Here is a 20,295-nt window from a genome sequence, read left to right as displayed (position 1 = left end):
AATCTGTAAAAATGGATTACCTGCTTTTTTTTACCCAAAATGGAGGTTTTACAATGGCAGCGATGAAGAAAATCATCAATATCAAAGTATATTTTGACGGTGATCAGGACGCAAAAGAAGTATTTGCCGAAGTGATCGCACAGAAAATACGTGACACGAAAACAAAAGATAAACTTGCAATAATGAAAGATAAGCAGTATAATGATTATGAGTTCAGTAATCTGAAATCTGCGTAGGATGTGCAACGTAACGGAGGTATCAGATGAACAACAGATATATGAGTAACAATACAGACAGAAATGCAACATGGAGAGTTGGCGTATATTGCCGACTTTCCAAAGATGACGAACTGACCGGAGAGAGCGCCAGCATCTCCAACCAAAGGGACATTCTGGTGAATTACTGTCAGTCACAGGGCTGGCAGGTGGTGGATGTGTTTCAAGACGATGGTTATACAGGATTGAACACAGACCGACCGGACTTACAGAGACTTCTCAAAGCCTGTGAAAAAGGACTGGTGAATCTTGTAATCACCAAAGATCAGAGCCGACTGGGACGAAACCATGTACAGACAGGATTTCTGATGGAAGAGTTTTTTCCGAAGCATGGAGTAAGGTATATCGCATTATACGACAATGTGGATACCTTTGACGGGGACAATGAGATTGCTCCGTTTAAGAATGTACTGAATGAGATGTATTCCAGAGACATTTCCAAGAAAGTCCATGCGTCCTATCATCTGCAGGCAACCAAGGGCAAGTTTACAGGCGTTGTTCCACCACTGGGATATCAGAAAGACCCGGAGGAAAAGGGACATCTCCTGATTGACGATGAGACAGCACCGATTGTCCGGAAAATCTTTCAGTGGGCGGTGGATGGTCATGGGATTAACTTCATATCCAGAGAACTGGAACGCCAGCAGATTCCCTGCCCGTCATGGTGGCACCGGAAACGGGGACTCCGTACCTATTACACAAAATGGGAAAAGAAAGACCCTGAAAATGGGAAATATGTATGGGATGAATCCTATCTGAAATCCCTGCTGATGAATCCCGTTTACTGTGGTGACATGGCTTCCCAGAAGAGGTACTACCGTTTTAAGATTGGCAATCAGGGAGATAAAGCTCCGGAGGACTGGATCACAGTCAGGGATACCCACGAAGCAATCATTCCACAGGATGTATTTGCTCTGGTACAGGCGAAGATGAAAGGCAGGAAACGCCAGACAGAACAGGGAGAATACAGTATGTTTGCCGGTTTACTCCGCTGTGCAGAGTGTGGCGGTGCATTAACATTAAAGAAGACACACACCAAAGACCAACATGAAGTTTATACCTGTTCCACTTATATCCATAAGGGGAAAGCACACTGCACTCAGCACCGAGTGGACGCTGATGATCTGTATGATGCAGTCCTTACCAGAATCCAGGAATGTGCAAAAGCAGTCACCGGAGATGGAACAGAACTGGAAGACAGGGTAAAAGAGTTGTGTGAGGAAGATACGCAGGGACACAGAGACAGTCTGGAGAAGCTGGTATCAAAGCAGAAAGACCGTCTGGAGACGTTAGACCGGCTGATTGCAAAACTGTATGACGACCTCATCAATGACAAGATTACAGAATCTGTTTTTGATAAGATGTTGGAGAAGACGCAGAAAGAGCAGTCGGACATCAAAAAGGAACTTTCCCAGAATGAGAGTGTGCTGAACACAGAAGAAAAACTGGACGCACAGTCCCAACAGTGGATTGACGATATCAGCGAGTATGCGGATATCAAAGAACTGGATGCCAATCTTCTGAACCGGCTGATCAGTAAAATCATTATCTCAGAACCGCAGGAGAAAGACGGAACAGAAAATTACCGCCGTACTCCTGAAACGGTTACAATGGAAATTCATTTCAATTTAAAATCAATACCGGAGCTTGGAACCATCGAAAGAGGTTCCGGCTCCCATAAATAAGAAAAATCTATCAAAATTTAATCTATTTTAATCTTTTCAAGGCTCATTTCGAGCCAATATTTTCTCATAAAAGACATAAAACAGTTGATGGCGGGCGGTGGCATCGTACTGATTGGAATAAACCTGATTCCACAGCTTGCAACTTTGTTTGGATAAATAAATGGGTGGAATAACCGAAAAAATAACAGAGTTCATAAAGGATCTGCTAACAGGCTGGATCACATCAAACCTGGATACCATGTTCACCGATGTAAATACCAAAGTAGAAACGATTGCTACAGAGGTTGGGAAAACACCCCAAAATTGGAACAGTGGCATTTTTTCCATGATAAAAAATCTGTCGGATAATGTCATTGTCCCCATTGCGGGGATGATTATTACATTTGTACTGTGTTATGAGCTGATTTCCATGATTATGGAAAAAAACAATATGCACGATACGGATACGTTTATGTTTTTCAAATACATTTTTAAGATGTGGGTAGCGGTATATCTGGTTACTCATACTTTTGATATTGCGATGGCAATTTTTGATGTAGCGAATCATGTGGTATCCAATGCTGGTGGTATGATAACCGGTTCCGCATCTATTGATGTTACAGAAGCATTGAAAACGCTTCTTGAAACACAGATTGAAGATATGGGAATCGGAGAATTACTGGGGCTTGGTCTGGAAACGATGCTGGTCAGTTTATGTCTAAAAATCATATCAGTCCTGATTACCGTCATTTTATATGGACGAATGATAGAAATATATCTTTATGTCTCTGTGGCACCTATTCCGTTTTCAACATTTACGAACAGGGAATGGGGAAGTATTGGAAATAATTACGTGAAGGCATTATTAGCGTTGGGATTCCAGGGATTTTTTATGATGGTATGTGTTGCGATTTATGCAGTTCTGGTAAATGCTATTACAGTTGCGGATAATCTTCATACAGCTATCTGGTCAGTTGCAGCATATACAGTTATTTTATGTTTCAGCCTGTTTAAGACCAGTTCCCTGGCAAAATCAATCTTCAATGCACATTAGGAGGAAACAAGAATATGGCATATGTTCCAGTGCCGAAAGATTTTTCAAAAATAAAGACAAAATTAGCACTGAATTTAACTAAAAGACAAATTATATGTTTTTCTCTGGCAGGAATTTGTGGTGTTCCGGTCTATTTGCTGACAAAAGCAGGAATGGGAACAGATGTGGCAGCAACGCTTATGATCATAGTGATGCTGCCATTTTTCTTTTTTGCAATGTATGAAAAGGATGGATTTCCAGCAGAGAAAATATTGCTTCACATTATCCGGCAGAAATTTTTAAGACCTGGAATCAGGGTCTATCGTTCCCAAAACTTATATGACCGGATTATAGAGTACGATAAATTAGAGAAAGAGGGTGCATGGCTTGAGAAAAAGGCAAAAGAAGCCAGGGAAGCGAGAAATCCGTTCCATTTCTTTAAAAAAGCAGACCGAAAAAAATAAGAAACAGAAAACCGGGCTTACGAAAGAAGAAAAAAAGCGTCTGAAAGAACTTCGAATGATAAAAGCGGAGAATCAGAAGAAGAGAAAGCCTTTTACAGCGCAGGATACGATTCCATATAAGGAAATATATAAGGATGGTATCTGCAGGACGGATGATAATTATTATTCAAAAATGGTGCAGTTTTACGATATAAATTACCAGTTAGCGCAGAATGATGACAAAGCGGCTATTTTTGAAAACTATTGTGAGTTCCTGAATTCATTTGACAGCTCTGTCGAGGTACAAATTACATTTCTTAATCAACAGGTGAATTTTGATGAGTATGCAAAAAATATTGATATTCCAGAGCAGGATGACTGTTTCAATGATATCCGGAAAGAATATTCGGATATGTTGAAAATGCAGCTTTCCAAAGGAAATAATGGGCTTGTAAAAACAAAATATATTACATTTTCCATTAAAGCGGATAATCTGCGAAATGCAAAATCCAGGCTGGAGAGAATTGAAGCCAGTGTATTGAATAATTTTAAGGTGATGGGAGCCATGGCAGAGCCTTTAAATGGGGTAGAACGTCTGAAAATTCTGCATGATGTGATGAATATGGACACAAAAGAATCTTTTCATTTCCATTATGGGATGGTTGCAAAAACAGGTCTGCAGACAAAAGACTTTATTGCACCTACCGGATTTGATTTTCGCAATGACAGCTATTTTCGGATGGGACAGACTTTTGGATGCGTGTCATATTTACAGATTACATCACCAGAACTTACGGATAAACTGCTGGCAGATCTGCTGGATCTGGAAGAGAATCTTATCATCAATATGCACCTGCGTCCAATTGATCCCAAGGCAGCTATTAAAAGCCTGAAAAGTACGCTGTCAAATATTCAGAAAATGAAAATTGAAGAACAGAAGAAAGCGGTCAGAAGCGGATATGATATGGATATTATTCCAACGGACATTTCTACATACGGAGAGGATGTGGAGGGATTGCTCAATGAAATCCAGTCCAGGAATGAGAAACTTTTTGAACTTACTTTTTTGCTGATGAATACAGCGGACAATAAGAGAAAACTGGACAATATTGTGTATCAGACTGCAGGAATCGCCCAGAAATATAATTGCAATATACGGAGACTTCAATATCAGCAGGAACAGGGACTTGTGGCATCACTACCACTGGGAATGAACCAGACTGGAATACAGAGAATTATGACTACGACTTCTACAGCAATCTTTGTTCCGTTTACCACACAGGAACTTTTCCAAGGCGGTGAAGCTCTTTACTATGGCTTAAATGCACTGTCAAACAATCTCATTATGGTGGATCGGAAACGATTGAAAACACCCAACGGCCTGATTTTGGGTACTCCTGGTTCCGGTAAGAGTTTTGCAACGAAAAGAGAAATTCTCAATGTTTTCCTGATTACAGACGATGACATTATTATCTGTGACCCGGAGGGAGAATATTTTCCGCTGGTAAATGCCTTAAATGGTGAAGTTATTAAAATCAGTGCAAAAAGTAATGATTACATCAATCCTATGGAAGTGAACCTGGATGTTATTTATCATCCGGAGAAATACAGGATTAATGGCGATGTGGAGGATATTGATACCATTATTGCTGATAAAGCAGAGTTTATCACATCTTTCTGCGAGGTCATTATGAAGAAACCTCAAAATGCAGAATTAAATGGTGATGAGGTTTCCATGATTGACCTGTGTGTAAAAGACATTTATAAAAAATATCTTTACAATGATCCAAAACCGGAAAATATGCCGACTTTGCAGGATTTCTATGAACGTCTGAACTTTTATGCACCAGATAAACCAGCAGCACAGAACATTGCCAACAGTCTGCAGTTGTATGTAACAGGATCGCAGAATGTATTCAACCATCGAAGTAATGTCGATACGCAGAACAGAGTGGTATGCTTTGATATCCGGGAACTTGGAACCACACTACGAAAAGCAGGGATGTTGATTGTCCAGCATATGGTTTGGACAAGAGTATCACAGAACCGCAGTCGCAGGAAATCAACCCGTTATTATGTGGATGAATTTCACCTTTTGCTGAACCAGCCACAGACTGCTAATTATTCTATTGAAATGTGGAAGAGATTTCGTAAGTGGGGTGGAATCATTACAGGAATCAGTCAGAATGTAACAGATTTTCTTGGCTCTCTGGCAGTAGAAAGTATTGTGGGAAACAGTGATTTTATCCTGATGTTAAATCAGCACAGCGGGGATCAGAAGATCCTTGCGGAGAAATTGAATATTTCCAAGCATCAGATTTCTTTTGTAAATAACAGTAATGCAGGAGAAGGGCTGCTTTTTTACGGAAATGTAATCATACCTTTTGCAGACAGATATCCGCAGGATACCAGAACCTATGCTTTGATGAGTACTAAACCGGATGAGATTCAGACTTAACGGACAAAAAAGCAGAGGTGAGGTACATTGGGAAAACAAAAATATACGGCGAAAGAGAAGAAAGTCAGCCGTATGACCAGAAATGGTCTGGTTGAGGAAAATCTTGCAACAAAGGAGACCAGAAAAGTTACAAACAGCGATCAGGAGTTGCCTTATAAACAGAAGGATGTAGAACAGGCATTTATTACTTCTGAAAAGAAGAAAAACTCTCATAAAAAAGCTGAAAAGAAACAATTTTCCGAAAAAGTTCAGGAGGGAAATCCTGCCAAAAAAGAAGAGGCTGCAAACAGTCCTCCGGGAAAACGAAAAACACAGGGACGGTACAGATACCGGGACAAGCCTGCAGGTGTATCTGTGGATTCAGCGGTAGAAATACGTGAGCGCAAAGAAAAACACAGGAGCCAGTATCAGCGACAGAAAAAGAAACAGCAGAGACTGCAGTTTGGAAAACTGGAGACAGATGGAAGTCTGAAGAAAGAAAAGAAAACTTCGGCTGAAACAGATGGAGGACATTTTCAGGCAGAGAAGAATGATGTTTCTACAAACCGAAAAAAAGGAAAGCAGAAATATAGCCGAAAAACAATAAAAACTTATCAGGAAGTGGATAAGGCTGCAAGAAAACAGGAAGCTGAGAGGCAGAACAAAATTCCGAAAGATTCTGTTTATACCAAGAAAACAAATGAGGAACAGAAAGCAAAGGTAAAGTACCATTTATATTTCGACAAAAAAACAGGGAAAACGGATGGTAAAAAGAAAACCTTGTCTTCTGTTCCAAAGAAAGCATTAAAAAATGCAGTATATCAGAAAGCAGGCGAAGACGAAAAGGAAAACAGTGCTGTAGATGCAGCACATAAGCTGGTGCGTTCAGGTGAGTGGATATTACAGGAACATAGCAGTAGAAATATCCGGAAGAACCGCAGTCAGATACATAAAGAAAACCGTTTAGAGAAAAGAGTCTGGAAGAGTGCATCCAGGTATCAATATCAGAAATATCTGGAAGAACATCCAGAGATGCAGAAAAAGCTGATCAGAAAATTAATACAGAAGCAGAGGATTAAGCGAGAGTATCAGATGGCATACCGGGCTGGGAAGATTGCAAAAGAAACAAAAGACACCTCAATCCGGTCAGTAAATCTTGCTACTAAAATTGCAAGAAAGGCACAGGAAGTATTTGTAAGAAATGTAACTACTCTGATCTCAATGGGGTTGTTATTGATTTTGCTTCTTTCCGTAATGACAGGATTTGCTTCCTGTTCGGCTATGTTTTCTAATGGAATTTCTACGGTAATCGCTTCCAGTTACATTGCGGATCCGGACGAAATTGAAAAAGCAGAGTTGTATTATACGCAGTTGGAAGCCAGTCTTCAACAGAAAATAAACCAGATGGAAGCCCGGTATCCAGGAAAAGATGAATACAGATATAACATTGGTGAAATCGGCCATGATCCTCATACATTGATCAGTTATCTGACTGCCAGTTATGGGGATTTTAAGTTTGATGAGATAAAAGGAGAACTGGAAACAATTTTTTCTTTACAGTACGGAATCACCGTAGAGGAAAAAAGTGAAACCCGGCAGGAAACATCTACAATACAGGTAGGGCAGTCATTGGGAAATGTTGTGACCAGTGGATACTGTAATTGTCCCATCTGCTGTGGCGTGTGGAGTGGAGGACCTACTGCTTCAGGGGCAATGCCACAGGCTAATCATACGCTTGCGGTTGATGCTGCAAACCCATTTCTTCCAATGGGGACGAAAGTAGTGATGAATGGGATTGAGTACACCGTAGAAGATACTGGAAACTTTGCCCAGTATGGTGTCCAGTTTGATGTTTATTATGATAATCACGCAGTAGCTGAGGCACATGGTCATCAGACCTGGGAATGTTTTCTGGCAGAGGGCAATCAGAACTCTGTGGAAGTTACCCGTACAGTAACTGCAGATGTACTGAATGTTTCTGTTCAGGCAAAACCGCTTAGAAGTGTTATTCTGTCCAGAATGGAAGAGGATGAGCAGGAAATTTATGAAGAGGTCTATTCCAACAGAGGAAATTTACAGACATATAAAACTCCGGTTGAGTTAAACTGGTATGCCTATATCAGTACCTATTATGGGTATTCTGTAAACAATGGAACCGGGCAGACACAACTTCACAGAGGTGTGACGATTAATGTACGACAGGGAACAGAAGTGAAGTCAGCGATGAATGGTTTTGTTGTAGATGTAGGATATAGCGGAACTTTTGGAAATTATGTAGTTACGCAGGATAAAAAAGGTGTGCAGATTAAATACGCTTATCTGCAGAGCATTTCGGTAGCAAATGGTCAGGAAGTAACAACAGATACTGTAATTGGTACAACGGGAAGTACAGGAAGTGCAACCGGAAGCCAGTTATATTTGGAACTGGTCAAAGATGGGGAATATTATAATCCTGTTTTTTATATCAGTACCGGAGATAGCGGGCTGTATGGTGGAGGCGGCAGTTATGATGATGAGACTGTGCGGAGATTATTTGCGGAAGCAGACAAATATCTTGGTATGCCGTATGTATGGGGCGGTTCCAGCCCGGAGACTTCTTTTGACTGTTCTGGTTTTGTAAGCTATGTGTTTACCAATTCGGGTGTCTGCAATATGGGAAGACTTACTGCACAGGGAATTTATGACATTTGTATGTCTGTATCACCAGAAGAAGCAAGGCCAGGAGATATTATCTTTTTCACTGGGACGTATGATGCGGGAGAGCCGGTTACCCACGTAGGAATTTATGCCGGAGATGGACAGATGATCCATTGTGGAAATCCAATTCAGTATACGTCCATTAATTCTGCATACTGGCAGTCTCATTTTTATGCTTTTGGCAGGCCATAAGGAGGGGCGTATTTGAACATTGAACGAATAAAAGAAGAACTTGCAAGAACCTACGCTAAGATTGAAAAGCTACAGAAAAAAGCAAGGGATCTGGAAGAACAGAAGAAACAGGCAGAGGATATGGAGTATCTGAAAATTATCCGAAGCAATGGAGTTTCCGCAGAGGAACTTCAGTTGATGATTGATATCAGCAAGGAGGAACAAAAAAAGATATTGGAAACCAGAGAAAAGGAGCAGACAGAAAATGAAGAAATTTCATAAAAGAGCAGCTGTATTTTTAACCGCAGCTACGTTAGCAGGACTTCCGGCAGGAGCTTTCTTTTATAGTTCGCCCGGAAGTCTGACTGTATGGGCAGATAATGTAGAAGTGGAATCATCAGAAGAAAGCAGCCCGGAAGATGTTGATTTTTCAGATGGATCAGAAGTTGAAATTCATGCAGATCCAGTGGAACAGGCACAGGAAGATGCAGGAAATGATGTGACGGAAACACCAGAAGTAGGGATTACCTTTACAGAACCCGAAGGCTGGCAGACAGATACGGCAACCGTAAAAATTCAAGTGGAAGATACAAAGAATACAGGTGCTTTTTCTATTGCAAAAGTAGAAGCAAGACTTTCAGAAAATGGAGGATGGTCAGACATAACCGGAAATATGGAAGTATCCATCTCTTCTAATTGTAGTGTTTATGTGAGAGTTACTGATCAGAATGGAAATACTTATGAGCAGAATCGTTACATAGAGTGTTTTGATAAAACCAAACCAACTATTATTGCGGCTGCGAAGAATGGGATACTGATCGTGCAGGGAGTTGATGCGGAATCGGGAATTGCTGCTTTGTATGTCAATGGAAATGAATTCACAGAACTGACGAATAATACATTAAATGTCCGTTTGCAAAAAGCGGATACTTCCTATGAATACTTTACCCTGCAGGCAAAAGACAAAGCAGGAAATATGTCAGAGATCTATAAAGTAGGAAACCCTTATTATGAAAATCCAGATGCAGTAAAAGAGAATACAGAGGTTTCCGGAACGGAGCAGAATGCAGCTTCTTTGCCAGCCGATGGAACTGCAAGTAAGCCCACCAGTGCTACGGCAACCGTAACGGAACATCAGACAACGAACGAGACTGCTACTGCACCAACAGAACCAGAAAACACAGGAAATGAAACGGATACAGAAGCAGATACCGGGCGGATGCAGGGAGAAAGTTCTGCTTCCGGCATGACAACAGGAACAGTTCAGGACAAGGGGGGAAAGGAATTTTATACGATCAAGACAAAAAGTGATAAGGTTTTTTATCTGATTGTAGATAAGGATAAAACGGATGAAAATGTTTATCTTCTTACAGAGGTAGGCGAAAATGATCTGTTGAACTTTACGGATACCAACATGGTCACACTTCCACAGAACCAGGCTATTGCAGAATCCGCACTGCCACTTGAAACAGAGAAGATCAAAGAGATACCGGAACCAGAAGTTACGATCATACCGGAAGAAAAGGAAGAACCTGAGAAGAAAAGCAATAATTCCGGCACGATTTTATTAATGCTGCTGGTTCTGGCAGGAGTTTGTGGTGCTTACTATTATTGGAAATTTATGAAAGGAAGAAATACTTCTTTTGATTATGAAGAGGACGAGGACGACGATGAGGAGGAAGATACAATTCGTGAGGATGATGAAGAATTAGAAGAATATGAAATGGAAGGTGAAGTAGAAGACGAAGAATCAGAGGAATAACTTTGTTTCACTTAATTACAGCGACAGGTGCAGAAAGGAGATAGAAAATTGCAGCTTGTAATTGCGGAAAAACCCAGCGTAGCCAGAAACATTGCGAAGGTGCTTCATGCCACAAACGTAAAAGATGGCTATCTGGAAGGAAAAGAGTATCTGGTTTCCTGGTGTATTGGGCATTTGATTGAACTGGCTAGTGCAGATCAGTACCGGGATGACTGGAAAGCATGGAAATATGAAACACTTCCCATGATTCCGGAGAATTGGAAATATCAGATTAAAGAAAGTACAAAAGGGCAGTTTCGGGTTTTAAAGGAATTGCTTCACAGAGCAGATATCACAGAAGTTATATGTGCAACAGATGCAGGAAGAGAAGGGGAGTTGATTTTCCGTCTGGTATATAACCAGGCAGAATGTAAACTTCCCTTTAAAAGACTGTGGATTTCTTCCATGGAGGAAAAAGCAATTCTGGAAGGATTTCAGCAGCTGAAAGATGGACATGAATATGATGATCTTTATTATTCTGCAGTGGCGCGAAGTGAAGCAGACTGGCTGGTAGGAATTAATGCCACCAGACTGTTTACGGTACTGTATCACCATCGGTTGATTGTAGGTCGGGTGCAGACACCTACACTTGCAATGCTGGTGGAACGGGAAAAGAGCATCGAGAACTTCCAGAAAGAGAAGTATTATCTGGTTCATCTTCTGATGGATGGATTGGATGCTGTAAGCAACCGGATAAAAGAGAAAAGTGCTGCCGTTCAGATGATGGAGGATATGAAGGATGAAACTGCACAGATTCTTTCAGTAAAGAAAGAGAAGAAAAAGGTACAGCCGCCGAAATTATATGATCTGACCACATTACAGAGGGAAGCAAATCGTCTTCTTGGATTTACGGCACAGCAAACCTTGGACTATACCCAAAGCCTTTATGAGAAGAAACTGGTGACGTATCCAAGGACGGATAGCCAATATCTTACAGATGATATGGAAGAAAATGCTCTTCTAGTTGTCGGGGCAGTAAATAGTATGTTTCCTGAAATGTCAATAAAGGGTTCAGAACCAGATATAAAGAGACTTTTGAACAGTAAAAAGGTATCAGATCATCATGCAATTATACCAACGGTAGAAATTACAAACATGGATTTAAAAGCACTTCCGGGTGGAGAAAAGAAAATTCTCATGCTGATTGCATCAAAGTTATTATGTGCATCGGAACAGGAATACATATATGAGAGTATTAAGACTGAAATTTCCTGTCATGGAGAACTGTTTACTGCATCTGGAAAGAATGTTCTCCAATATGGATGGAAAGAAGTGGAAGAACGGTTCTTTAAATCATATGGGAAAAATGCAGAAAATCCAGAAGAGGAGGAAAGTGATTTTCCAGATATAAAAATGGGACAGGTATTTGAAAGTGTTGTTGTAAAATTTAGTGAACATTTTACAGCACCGCCGAAACATTATACGGAGGATACGCTCCTTAGTGCCATGGAACACGCTGGAAGCTCGGATATGATAGAAGACGCAGAGAGAAAAGGGCTTGGAACTCCGGCTACCAGGGCAGCGATTATTGAAAAACTGATTGAGAAAGGCTTTGTTGAGCGTAAAAAGAAGCAGATATTACCTACAGCAGATGGAAGAAATCTGATCAGGATTCTTCCGGAAATGATCAAATCACCAAAACTTACAGCAGAATGGGAAAATGACCTGACACTGATTTCCAGAGGCCAGAAAAATGTAGAAGAATTTCTCTTCGAAATTGAAAAAATGGTTACCAAATTGGTAAGTGATAATGGACAGCCAGTGGAAGAATACCAGAAACTATTTTCAGATGGTCGGAAAGAAATTGGAAAATGCCCAAGATGCGGCAATAAGGTTTATGTGGGAAAGAGAAATTATTATTGTTCAGGAAGTGATTGCAGTTTTACTTTATGGAAAAATAACCGATTTTTTGAGAGTCAGGGAAAAACACTTGATGAAGTAACTGTCAGGAAACTGCTGAGTGAGAAGCAGGTGCATTTCAAAGATCTGGTATCAGAGAAAACAAAAAGGAAGTATGAAGCAACTATAAAGATGGAGATTTCAGAAACCGGAAATCCAAAGTTTCAGTTGATTTTCCCGGAACGGAAGAAAGGAAAAAGGGATGAAGAATAAAAAAAATATGAGAAGATTTTTGTCGGGATTCCTGGCAATGCTTACAGTGTTATCTACAATTTTATCACCAATGTTGTCTTATGCGGCAGATGTAGTACCAGTGCCAGAAGAGCCACCGTTATATGAAGAGGTAAAAAATGAGCTGGATGCAGATGAAGTGGTAAAAGCAAAAGATCTGGAACTGGAAACAGGCAGGATTTTTGAAGTGGAGAAAGATTTTACCGGACTGGAAATACCAGATGAAAAAAAGGTGAAGATCACTTTCCATGAGGCAAAAAATGAGGAAAAGCAGGACTTTACAACAGATTACGAAGATACATACAAAGCTGTTTATTATGTAGAGCCAGTAAGTGGCCACCCAATTTATCAGATCAATCGTAAGCTGATTGTAAAGGAAGCGGTGGTGCAGGTTGCTGAATCTGAGAATCAGGAATCTGTAAGCAACCAGGAAGATGAGAATGAAGCAGAAGGCGAGGAACCAGCCATAGGCACTGCAGAGAGTGAAGAACCTGTGCAGGATGAGGTAAATGTAGAAATTCCGTCAGAGGATGAAATCTATGAAGAAGTAACTCCGACAGAAATTCCGGTTGAGGAAGAGCCAATAGATACACCAATCCCGGAAAATCCGTCTGAGGAAGTTTCAACAGAAGAACCTGCCATAGATGATAATCCGGATACAGACAGCACATTTGAAGAAATTACAGATACAGATCCGGAAGAAATGCCAGAGGCGACAGACGACTCTTTTACAGATGGAACAGAGAAAACAGAAGATGCAGATGGAAATTATCAGGTAAATATTGTTCGTGGAGAGGAATTTCATATTGAGCTGAACCATGAAGATGGACAGTATCAGCCAGGAGAAACCGTTGTATTTTCCGGAGATATGCCGCAAGGCAGCTTAATTGCAGTAGGAACAACAAAAGTACAGGCAAACCAGACAGAGAATACAGAAGATTTATTGTATTCAGAGGTGACTTATCACGAAGAATCGGACAAATTCAGTTTTGAAATGCCAGCAGATGACATTGACCTAAGTGTTTCCATAGATCAGGCAGAAAATGGTATCATGTTACTTGCAACCGATACTCCATGGGATGATGCAACAAATATTGAAGCAAATAAATATTACTATTATTCAGATGGCCAGCTTCATCCGTTTGATACAGTTATGGGACAGGGTGGAAATGACAGCTACAAATATGTTCGTTACAAAGCAGGCGGAAAGACTTATACAGTAAATGCGTATTGTATGCAGCACTCCATGCAGTCACCTCCAAGTGGGACAACATATAAAAATATGGTTGAACTGGATGAGGGCGGAGATGATAAGTATCTGCGGAAAGCTTTGTTCTATGGATATGGCGGTCCTGGATGGGGACATACATTCAACGGATATAATGTAAAATCCATTATGGAAAAATATGGATGCAGTTCTGAGACAAGAGCCATGCAGCATTACCTGGTTGACTATTTATATGATGGCGAATCCGGATTTGGAGGTGCGCTTTCTACAACCGCTAAAAATATGCTGAAAGAGATTAAAGCAGCTCTTGCTAAAATGCCTGATCCGACAGCAATGAAACTTCTTCCAGGACTTTCCGTTAATGCAACGGGAAAGGAAACAGAAAGTTTTACCTGGAAGGCAAATGAAGCATTTACCATTACCATTCATCTGGAGAACGGAGTAAGCCTTGTTAATGAAACCACAGGAAAAACGGCATCTGGAAATGTCACTGTAAAGGGTGGAGAGAAATTCCATCTTGTAGCTACAACAGCCAATATGGGTAGCCTGAAAGGAAAGTATGCGATTACATCTAATTTCCCTTTGGATTTCCATGCAATGCTCTTAAAATTGGAGAGTTCACAGGACATTGGTTTTGGCTACTATACAGATTCCTCTGACCTGCAGATTACAGTTGACTGGCCGGAAGAAGCAGTTATTGAAATTACAAAGAAAGATGGAGATACTGGAAAAAATATAGCTGGAGCCGTGTATGGGGTATATAGTGATAACGCCTGCACAAAGCTGATTGCTAAAATGCCGCCAACAGACAGCAATGGTTCTTCACGTGTAACTCTTACTAAGACACAGGATACAGTTTACTTAAAGGAAATTACAGCACCAGAAGGTTATGTTGTCCAGGCTTCCTCTTATGGAGTGAAATTAGTAGTTGGCAGTACGACCAAACAGACTGTAACGGACAAAGAGCAGAAAGGAAATCTGACCGTTTATAAAGAGGGTGAGGTTTTCGTAGGAGCTGTATCTGATGAAAATGGAACTTTATTCCAGTATGAGAAACGCCGTCAGAAAGGAGCCGTTTATAACGTATATGCTGCCGAGGATATTGTAACAGCAGGTGGAAAAACAGTTTACAAAAAAGGCGCAGAAGTAGCGAAAAATCTGATCACAGGTGAGAACGGTTCTGTAACGGTAAAGAATCTTCCGCTTGGAAGCTATAATGTAACAGAAGCACAGGCCCCGGAAAATTTTTATAATGCAAAAGAAACAAAAAAAGTAACCATTTCTTATGCAGGGCAGACTGCAGAAGCGGCTTTCTCAGAGACTACCTTTACAAATGACCGTCAGAAAGCAGTGGTGCAGGTGATAAAGAAAGACAAAGATACTGAAAATACACTATCCGGAGGGCATTTTGCTCTGTTTGCAGCGCAGGATATGAAAACTGTGGATGGAAAAGTAGCAGTAAAAAAAGATGCTCTGATTGAGACTGCAATTACTGGTACTGATGGAAAAGCAGCATTTAAAGCAGATCTTCCAGTGGGATTTTCTTATTATGTAAAAGAAGTCCAGGCTCCGGCTGGTTATGTCAGAAATGAGAAAGATACTTATTCTTTCCAGTTCAGTTATACCAATGATGAACAGGCAAAAATTTCTTTCAGTCATACTTTTGTGAATGACAGGGTCAGTGCTACAATCTCTTTGAATAAAAAAGATGCCGAGACAAAAGAAAATAAGGCACAGGGAGATGCTTCCCTGAAAAATGCGGTGTATGGACTTTATGCAAGAAACGATATTACCCATCCAGATGGAAAAACCGGTGTTATTTATAAAGCAGGAAGCCAAATCGGTACGCTGACCACAGATAAAGAGGGAAAAGCAAGGATAAAGAATCTTTATCTTGGAGAGTATTATATCAAGGAAATTACCCCTTCCGTAGGATATCTGACAGATGAGAATGAATATGACCTTGTATGCAGTGATGAAGGTGATCTGACAGCGGTTGTAGAAAAAGAATGTACTTCGCTGGAAACTGTAAAAAAACAGCCGTTTGAACTTATTAAAGCTGCCAATAATGGAGATACAGATGCTGCATTATTATCCGGAGCTGGATTTAGTGCATATCTGGTATCTTCTTTGGTGGTAAAAGAGGATGGAAATTATGATTTTTCCTCTGCAGAGCCGGTTGTGATCGGTGAAAATGGGGCAACAGAAATTTTTACAAATGAGAAAGGTTATGTAAAATCCATTGCAATTCCATATGGAACATATCTGGTGAGAGAAACTACAACACCCCATAATTACAAACCTGTAGATGATTTTATTGTCCGGATTACAGAGAATAAACCAACAGAGCCGCAGACATGGAGAGTTCTTTTGGATAAAGAATTTTCTGCAAAACTGAAAATCATCAAACAGGATGACGAGACTAAAAAATCAGTTTTAATTCCGGGAACAGAGTTTAAAATTTATGATCTGGATCATGAAAAATATGTAGAGCAGGTAACTACATACCCGACAACCGTTACACATACCTCTTATTTCACAGATATAGACGGATATCTGATCTTGCCGCAGAATTTAAAAATCGGTCATTATAGAATCGAAGAGGTAACAGCACCGGACGGTTATACCATTAACAAAAATTATGTCGAAATACAGGTGGACACCAATACCCTGTATCAGACTGATCCGGTATCAGGTGATGCAATCATTGAAGTTGTATATGAGAATCATCCGGTGAAAGGAAAACTCACTGTACAGAAAAAAGGAGAGGTTCTTTCGACCTATAAGAATGATTTTAAGTATGAAGTTCAGAATCTTTCCGGTGCAGTATATGAAGTGTATGCTGCAGAGGACATTTATACAGCTGATTTCCAGAAAGATGACACAGGAAAAAGAATCCTGGAATATGCAAAGGGTGCAAAAGTTGCAGAACTGACAACGGATGAATCCGGAAAAGCAGATCTTGATAATCTGCCTTTAGGAGAATACAAAGTGGTAGAAAAGACTGCACCAGAGGGATTTGTATTAAATAAAGAAGAACAGAAAATTTCTTTCGTCTATGCAGACCAGGATACACCAGTGATCTCACAGAGTGCAGAGTTTATAAATGACCGCCAGAAAGTAGAAGTGTCAGTTGTGAAAAAAGATGCTGAAAATGAGAAAGGGCTTTCTGGAGCAGAGTTTGGTCTTTACGCAAAAGAGGATATAAAAGCAGGGGATAAGGTACTGGTAAAAGCAGACGAACTGCTTACAAAAGCGGTAACAGGTGAAGATGGAAAAGCTGTTTTTGAGCAGGATCTGCCATTTGGAACTTATTATATAAAAGAACTGGCAGCACCAGATGGTTTTGTATCTTCTGATGAGCAGATTGAGGTGACTGCGAAATATCAGGGACAGGAAGTAAAAACAGTAAAACTGGAAACCGTTTTTAATAATGAGCCGACAACAACTGAATTTACGAAATCAGATATTACAACAGGTGTGGAACTTGACGGAGCAACACTGACGATTTTGGATTCAGATGGAAAAGAAGTAGAAAAATGGACTTCTGTAAAAGGAAAAGCTCATGTAATAAAGAGACTTCATGTGGGAGAAAATTACACACTTCGGGAAGAGTTTGCACCATATGGTTATCTGCAGGCAGAGGAAGTGAAATTTACAGTTTCTGATACTGCAGATGTTCAAAAAGTAGAAATGAAGGATGCTGTTCCGGTTGGACGAATCATCATCAATAAAAAAGGTGAATTTGTCAAAGAAGTTACCTGGAAAGATATGCTGGCAGGCGGCATGGACGCAGCATTTGGTTATGTTACAGGTTCTTTGAAAGATGTTACTTTTGAAATTTATGCAGCGGAGGATATCAAGGCTGCAGATGGGGAAAGCAGTGATTATTATAAAAAGGACGAACTGGTAGCAACAATTACGACAGATGCTCTTGGATATGCGAGATCAGAAGATCTTCCTTTAGGCAAATATTATGTAAAGGAAAAAGAGACGGCGGATGGATATGTTCTGGATGGAGAAATCAGAGAGGTTGATCTGACTTATCGTGATCAGAATACTCCGGTTGTGACTTATGATGAGGACTGGCAGAATAACCGCCAGAAAGCAAAAGTAACTGTAGTTAAGAAAGAAAAAAATGCAGACCGTGTTCTGGAAGGCGGAGTATTTGCACTTTATACAAAGAATGATATTTTAAATGCAGAAGGCGAAGTAATCCTGAAAGCAGATACCATGATCGAGCAGAAAGCTACGGATCAGGATGGAAGAATTGTATTTACGGCAGATCTTCCAATCAATGGCAACTACTATGTAAAAGAAGTGCAGGCTCCTGCTGGATTTGTGACAACAGAAGAAATCAAGGAATTTGATTTTGCTTATGCGGGAGAAGAGGTTGCAGAAGTATCCTTTGAGTTCACTTATGAAGATGAGCCAACTACTTTTGAAATCACAAAATCAGATATTACAACCGGGGAAGAATTACCAGGTGCAAAACTGAAAGTATCCGATTCAGAGGGAAACGTTGTGGATGAGTGGACATCCGGAAGCACACCACACATCCTTAAGGAACTGGAAGTTGGAAAGAAATATACATTAACAGAGACAATTCCTGCTGATGGCTATGCAACTGCAGAATCCATTACGTTTGTAGTAGAAAATACTGCAGATATACAGAAAGTAGAAATGCAGGACGATACAACAAAAATTCTGATCAGTAAAGTTGATATGACAGATGGAAGCAGCGAGGTCAAAGGTGCTAAACTGTATATCCTTAATGAAAACCAGGAAGTTATGGAAAGCTGGACATCTGGTGATCAGCCCCATTATGTAGAGAAACTTCCAATCGGTACTTATACATTATTGGAGGAAACAGCACCGAAAGGCTATATTGTGGCAAATAAAGTGACATTTGAGGTTAAGGACACCGGAGATGTTCAGGGAGCCAAAATGGAAGATGAACAGGCAATGGGAAAGGTAATCTTAAACAAAACAGATAAAGACACCAAGAAGCCAATGAAAGGTGTAGAATTTGCCCTTTGTGACAGTAAAGGTAAAGTTCTGGAAACTCTGGTAACAGACAGTGCCGGCCATGCAGAATCAAAGAATTATCCGGTTGCGACTTTTAAGAATGGGCAGTATAAAAAAGCAATTACATATATCCTGAAAGAAACAAAAACACTGGATGGCTATCAGCTTGATGAAACAGAGCATAAGATTCAGTTTGAATATGTCAATGACCGTACTCCTGTGATTGAATATACTCTGGATCTGACAAATAAGAAAGCTCCGGAAAAAGATACTCCAGAAACATCAGAAAATCAGGAAGGCAGCACTCCTGGTTCCCATGGTTCTGATGCGACTTCTGTATCCAATTCACCAAAAACAGGAGATAATACAAATATTGCTATTTTTGTTCTGACTCTTGCGGTATCAGCAGGATGTCTGGGAACTGTAGTGGCAGTTAAGAGAAAACGCAAATGATAATATAAATAGTGTTCTGGGGCTGTGGTTACTGCACAGCCCCATTTTGAAAAGGAGAAGAAATTGAAATTAGGAGCAAGAATAAGAAAAATCCGTATGTTTCGCAACATAACTCAAAAGGAATTGGGACGCAGATTAGGATATGGGGAAAGTAGTGCGGATGTGAGAATCGCCCAATATGAAAGTGGACAGCGTACACCGAAGCAGGAAACGCTTATCCGGATAGCAGAAATATTGGAAGTTGATGTCCGAAATTTTTTAAGTCCTGGAATTGCGACAATGGACGAATTAATGGAAACTTTATTCTGGATGGATGAAGAAAATAGAGGGCTTTTTCATCTGTTCCTGCTAAATGATTCAGAAAGTGAAATAGTTGGAATCACAATAAGGGATAAAAAAACAATGTCTTATCTGCAGGAATGGATGGGGAAAAAGCAGAAATTGGGCGATGGAAGAATCACAGAAGAGGAATATCTGGAATGGAAACTGCATTGGCCAGAGAATAAGAGAAAAACAGAATATAAAACCGTATGAAGTAAAAAGGAATTGCTTTGCGGAGAGTTACCTGTTAGAATATTACTGGAGTAACCGTGTACAGGGTTGGTAAAAACCTCCTGGATTTTCAGATTCCGTTAAGGGATACAGAAGAAGGGAGGTGGAGCGAATGGATACATACGAAGTCTTGAGCTTATTGTTCTTAGGCGGTACGTTTCTGATTGCTTTGCTTGCCTATTTGGATAATAGGGACAACAAGCGAAAAAAATAGCCTACCCTGTCTGCCAACAGGATAGGCAGCTCTCTTTGAGAGCAAAATAAATTAAAACCTAATCCAGGAGCATCCACCTTGTGGGCGGTTACTCTTTTCAATTAGAATATAGCATTTTCTCTCCGAAAAGTAAAGTACATTTTATGCAGCCAATTCTAAAAAAGAGTGG

Annotated in this window: 13 protein-coding genes; all 13 read left to right on the top strand. The window is 40.3% G+C overall.

Features of this window, described 5'->3' with window-relative positions; translation table 11 throughout:
* Window positions 1-53: 53 nt before the first annotated feature.
* The 13 genes from KQI91_RS09200 (at window position 54) to KQI91_RS16095 (ending at window position 20,126) form a co-directional block, all read left to right on the top strand.
* Window positions 54-236, top strand: a complete 183-nt coding sequence (locus KQI91_RS09200) for a hypothetical protein (RefSeq protein ID WP_216392496.1) — start codon at window positions 54-56, stop codon at window positions 234-236.
* A gap of 26 nt (window positions 237-262) precedes the next feature.
* Entirely contained in the window at window positions 263-1,960 is a 1,698-nt protein-coding gene (locus tag KQI91_RS09195; protein WP_216392495.1) for a recombinase family protein, read from the top strand.
* A 24-nt stretch (window positions 1,961-1,984) separates the two neighbouring features.
* The gene (locus KQI91_RS09190) at window positions 1,985-2,116 is read left to right on the top strand and encodes a Maff2 family mobile element protein (RefSeq protein WP_411328439.1); all 132 of its coding nucleotides are present in this window, start codon (window positions 1,985-1,987) and stop codon (window positions 2,114-2,116) included.
* Window positions 2,117-2,120: 4 nt separating this feature from the next.
* Window positions 2,121-2,993, top strand: coding sequence for a VirB6/TrbL-like conjugal transfer protein, CD1112 family (locus KQI91_RS09185; protein ID WP_005426566.1), 873 nt, complete (start codon window positions 2,121-2,123; stop codon window positions 2,991-2,993).
* A gap of 14 nt (window positions 2,994-3,007) precedes the next feature.
* The gene (locus KQI91_RS09180; protein WP_118516206.1) at window positions 3,008-3,436 is read left to right on the top strand and encodes a PrgI family protein; all 429 of its coding nucleotides are present in this window, start codon (window positions 3,008-3,010) and stop codon (window positions 3,434-3,436) included.
* A 55-nt stretch (window positions 3,437-3,491) separates the two neighbouring features.
* Window positions 3,492-5,873, top strand: coding sequence for a VirB4-like conjugal transfer ATPase, CD1110 family (locus tag KQI91_RS09175; RefSeq protein WP_117640066.1), 2,382 nt, complete (start codon window positions 3,492-3,494; stop codon window positions 5,871-5,873).
* 27 nt (window positions 5,874-5,900) lie between these two features.
* Entirely contained in the window at window positions 5,901-8,741 is a 2,841-nt protein-coding gene (locus KQI91_RS09170; protein ID WP_242999692.1) for a CD1108 family mobile element protein, read from the top strand.
* A 12-nt stretch (window positions 8,742-8,753) separates the two neighbouring features.
* Window positions 8,754-9,002, top strand: coding sequence for a DUF4315 family protein (locus tag KQI91_RS09165; RefSeq protein ID WP_055066060.1), 249 nt, complete (start codon window positions 8,754-8,756; stop codon window positions 9,000-9,002).
* A complete protein-coding gene (locus KQI91_RS09160) occupies window positions 8,986-10,482 on the top strand; it encodes a CD1107 family mobile element protein (protein WP_216392494.1) in 1,497 nt (498 codons plus the stop codon). Before KQI91_RS09165 ends, KQI91_RS09160 begins: the two co-directional genes overlap by 17 nt.
* Before the next feature lie 48 nt (window positions 10,483-10,530).
* Window positions 10,531-12,633 (top strand): DNA topoisomerase 3, encoded by a 2,103-nt coding sequence (locus KQI91_RS09155; RefSeq protein ID WP_216392493.1) that lies wholly within the window; start codon window positions 10,531-10,533, stop codon window positions 12,631-12,633.
* Window positions 12,623-19,360, top strand: coding sequence for a SpaA isopeptide-forming pilin-related protein (locus tag KQI91_RS09150; RefSeq protein WP_216392492.1), 6,738 nt, complete (start codon window positions 12,623-12,625; stop codon window positions 19,358-19,360). Before KQI91_RS09155 ends, KQI91_RS09150 begins: the two co-directional genes overlap by 11 nt.
* A gap of 63 nt (window positions 19,361-19,423) precedes the next feature.
* A complete protein-coding gene (locus KQI91_RS09145; RefSeq protein ID WP_216392491.1) occupies window positions 19,424-19,894 on the top strand; it encodes a helix-turn-helix domain-containing protein in 471 nt (156 codons plus the stop codon).
* Between the two features lie 130 nt (window positions 19,895-20,024).
* Window positions 20,025-20,126, top strand: coding sequence for a putative holin-like toxin (locus tag KQI91_RS16095; protein ID WP_015524590.1), 102 nt, complete (start codon window positions 20,025-20,027; stop codon window positions 20,124-20,126).
* Window positions 20,127-20,295: the final 169 nt, after the last annotated feature.

The sequence above is a fragment of the Blautia sp. MSJ-19 genome (genome assembly GCF_018918125.1).
Classification (GTDB): domain Bacteria; phylum Bacillota; class Clostridia; order Lachnospirales; family Lachnospiraceae; genus Blautia_A.
Note: the sequence above shows the minus strand (reverse complement) of the source record. Positions and strands in the feature narration are given on the sequence as shown.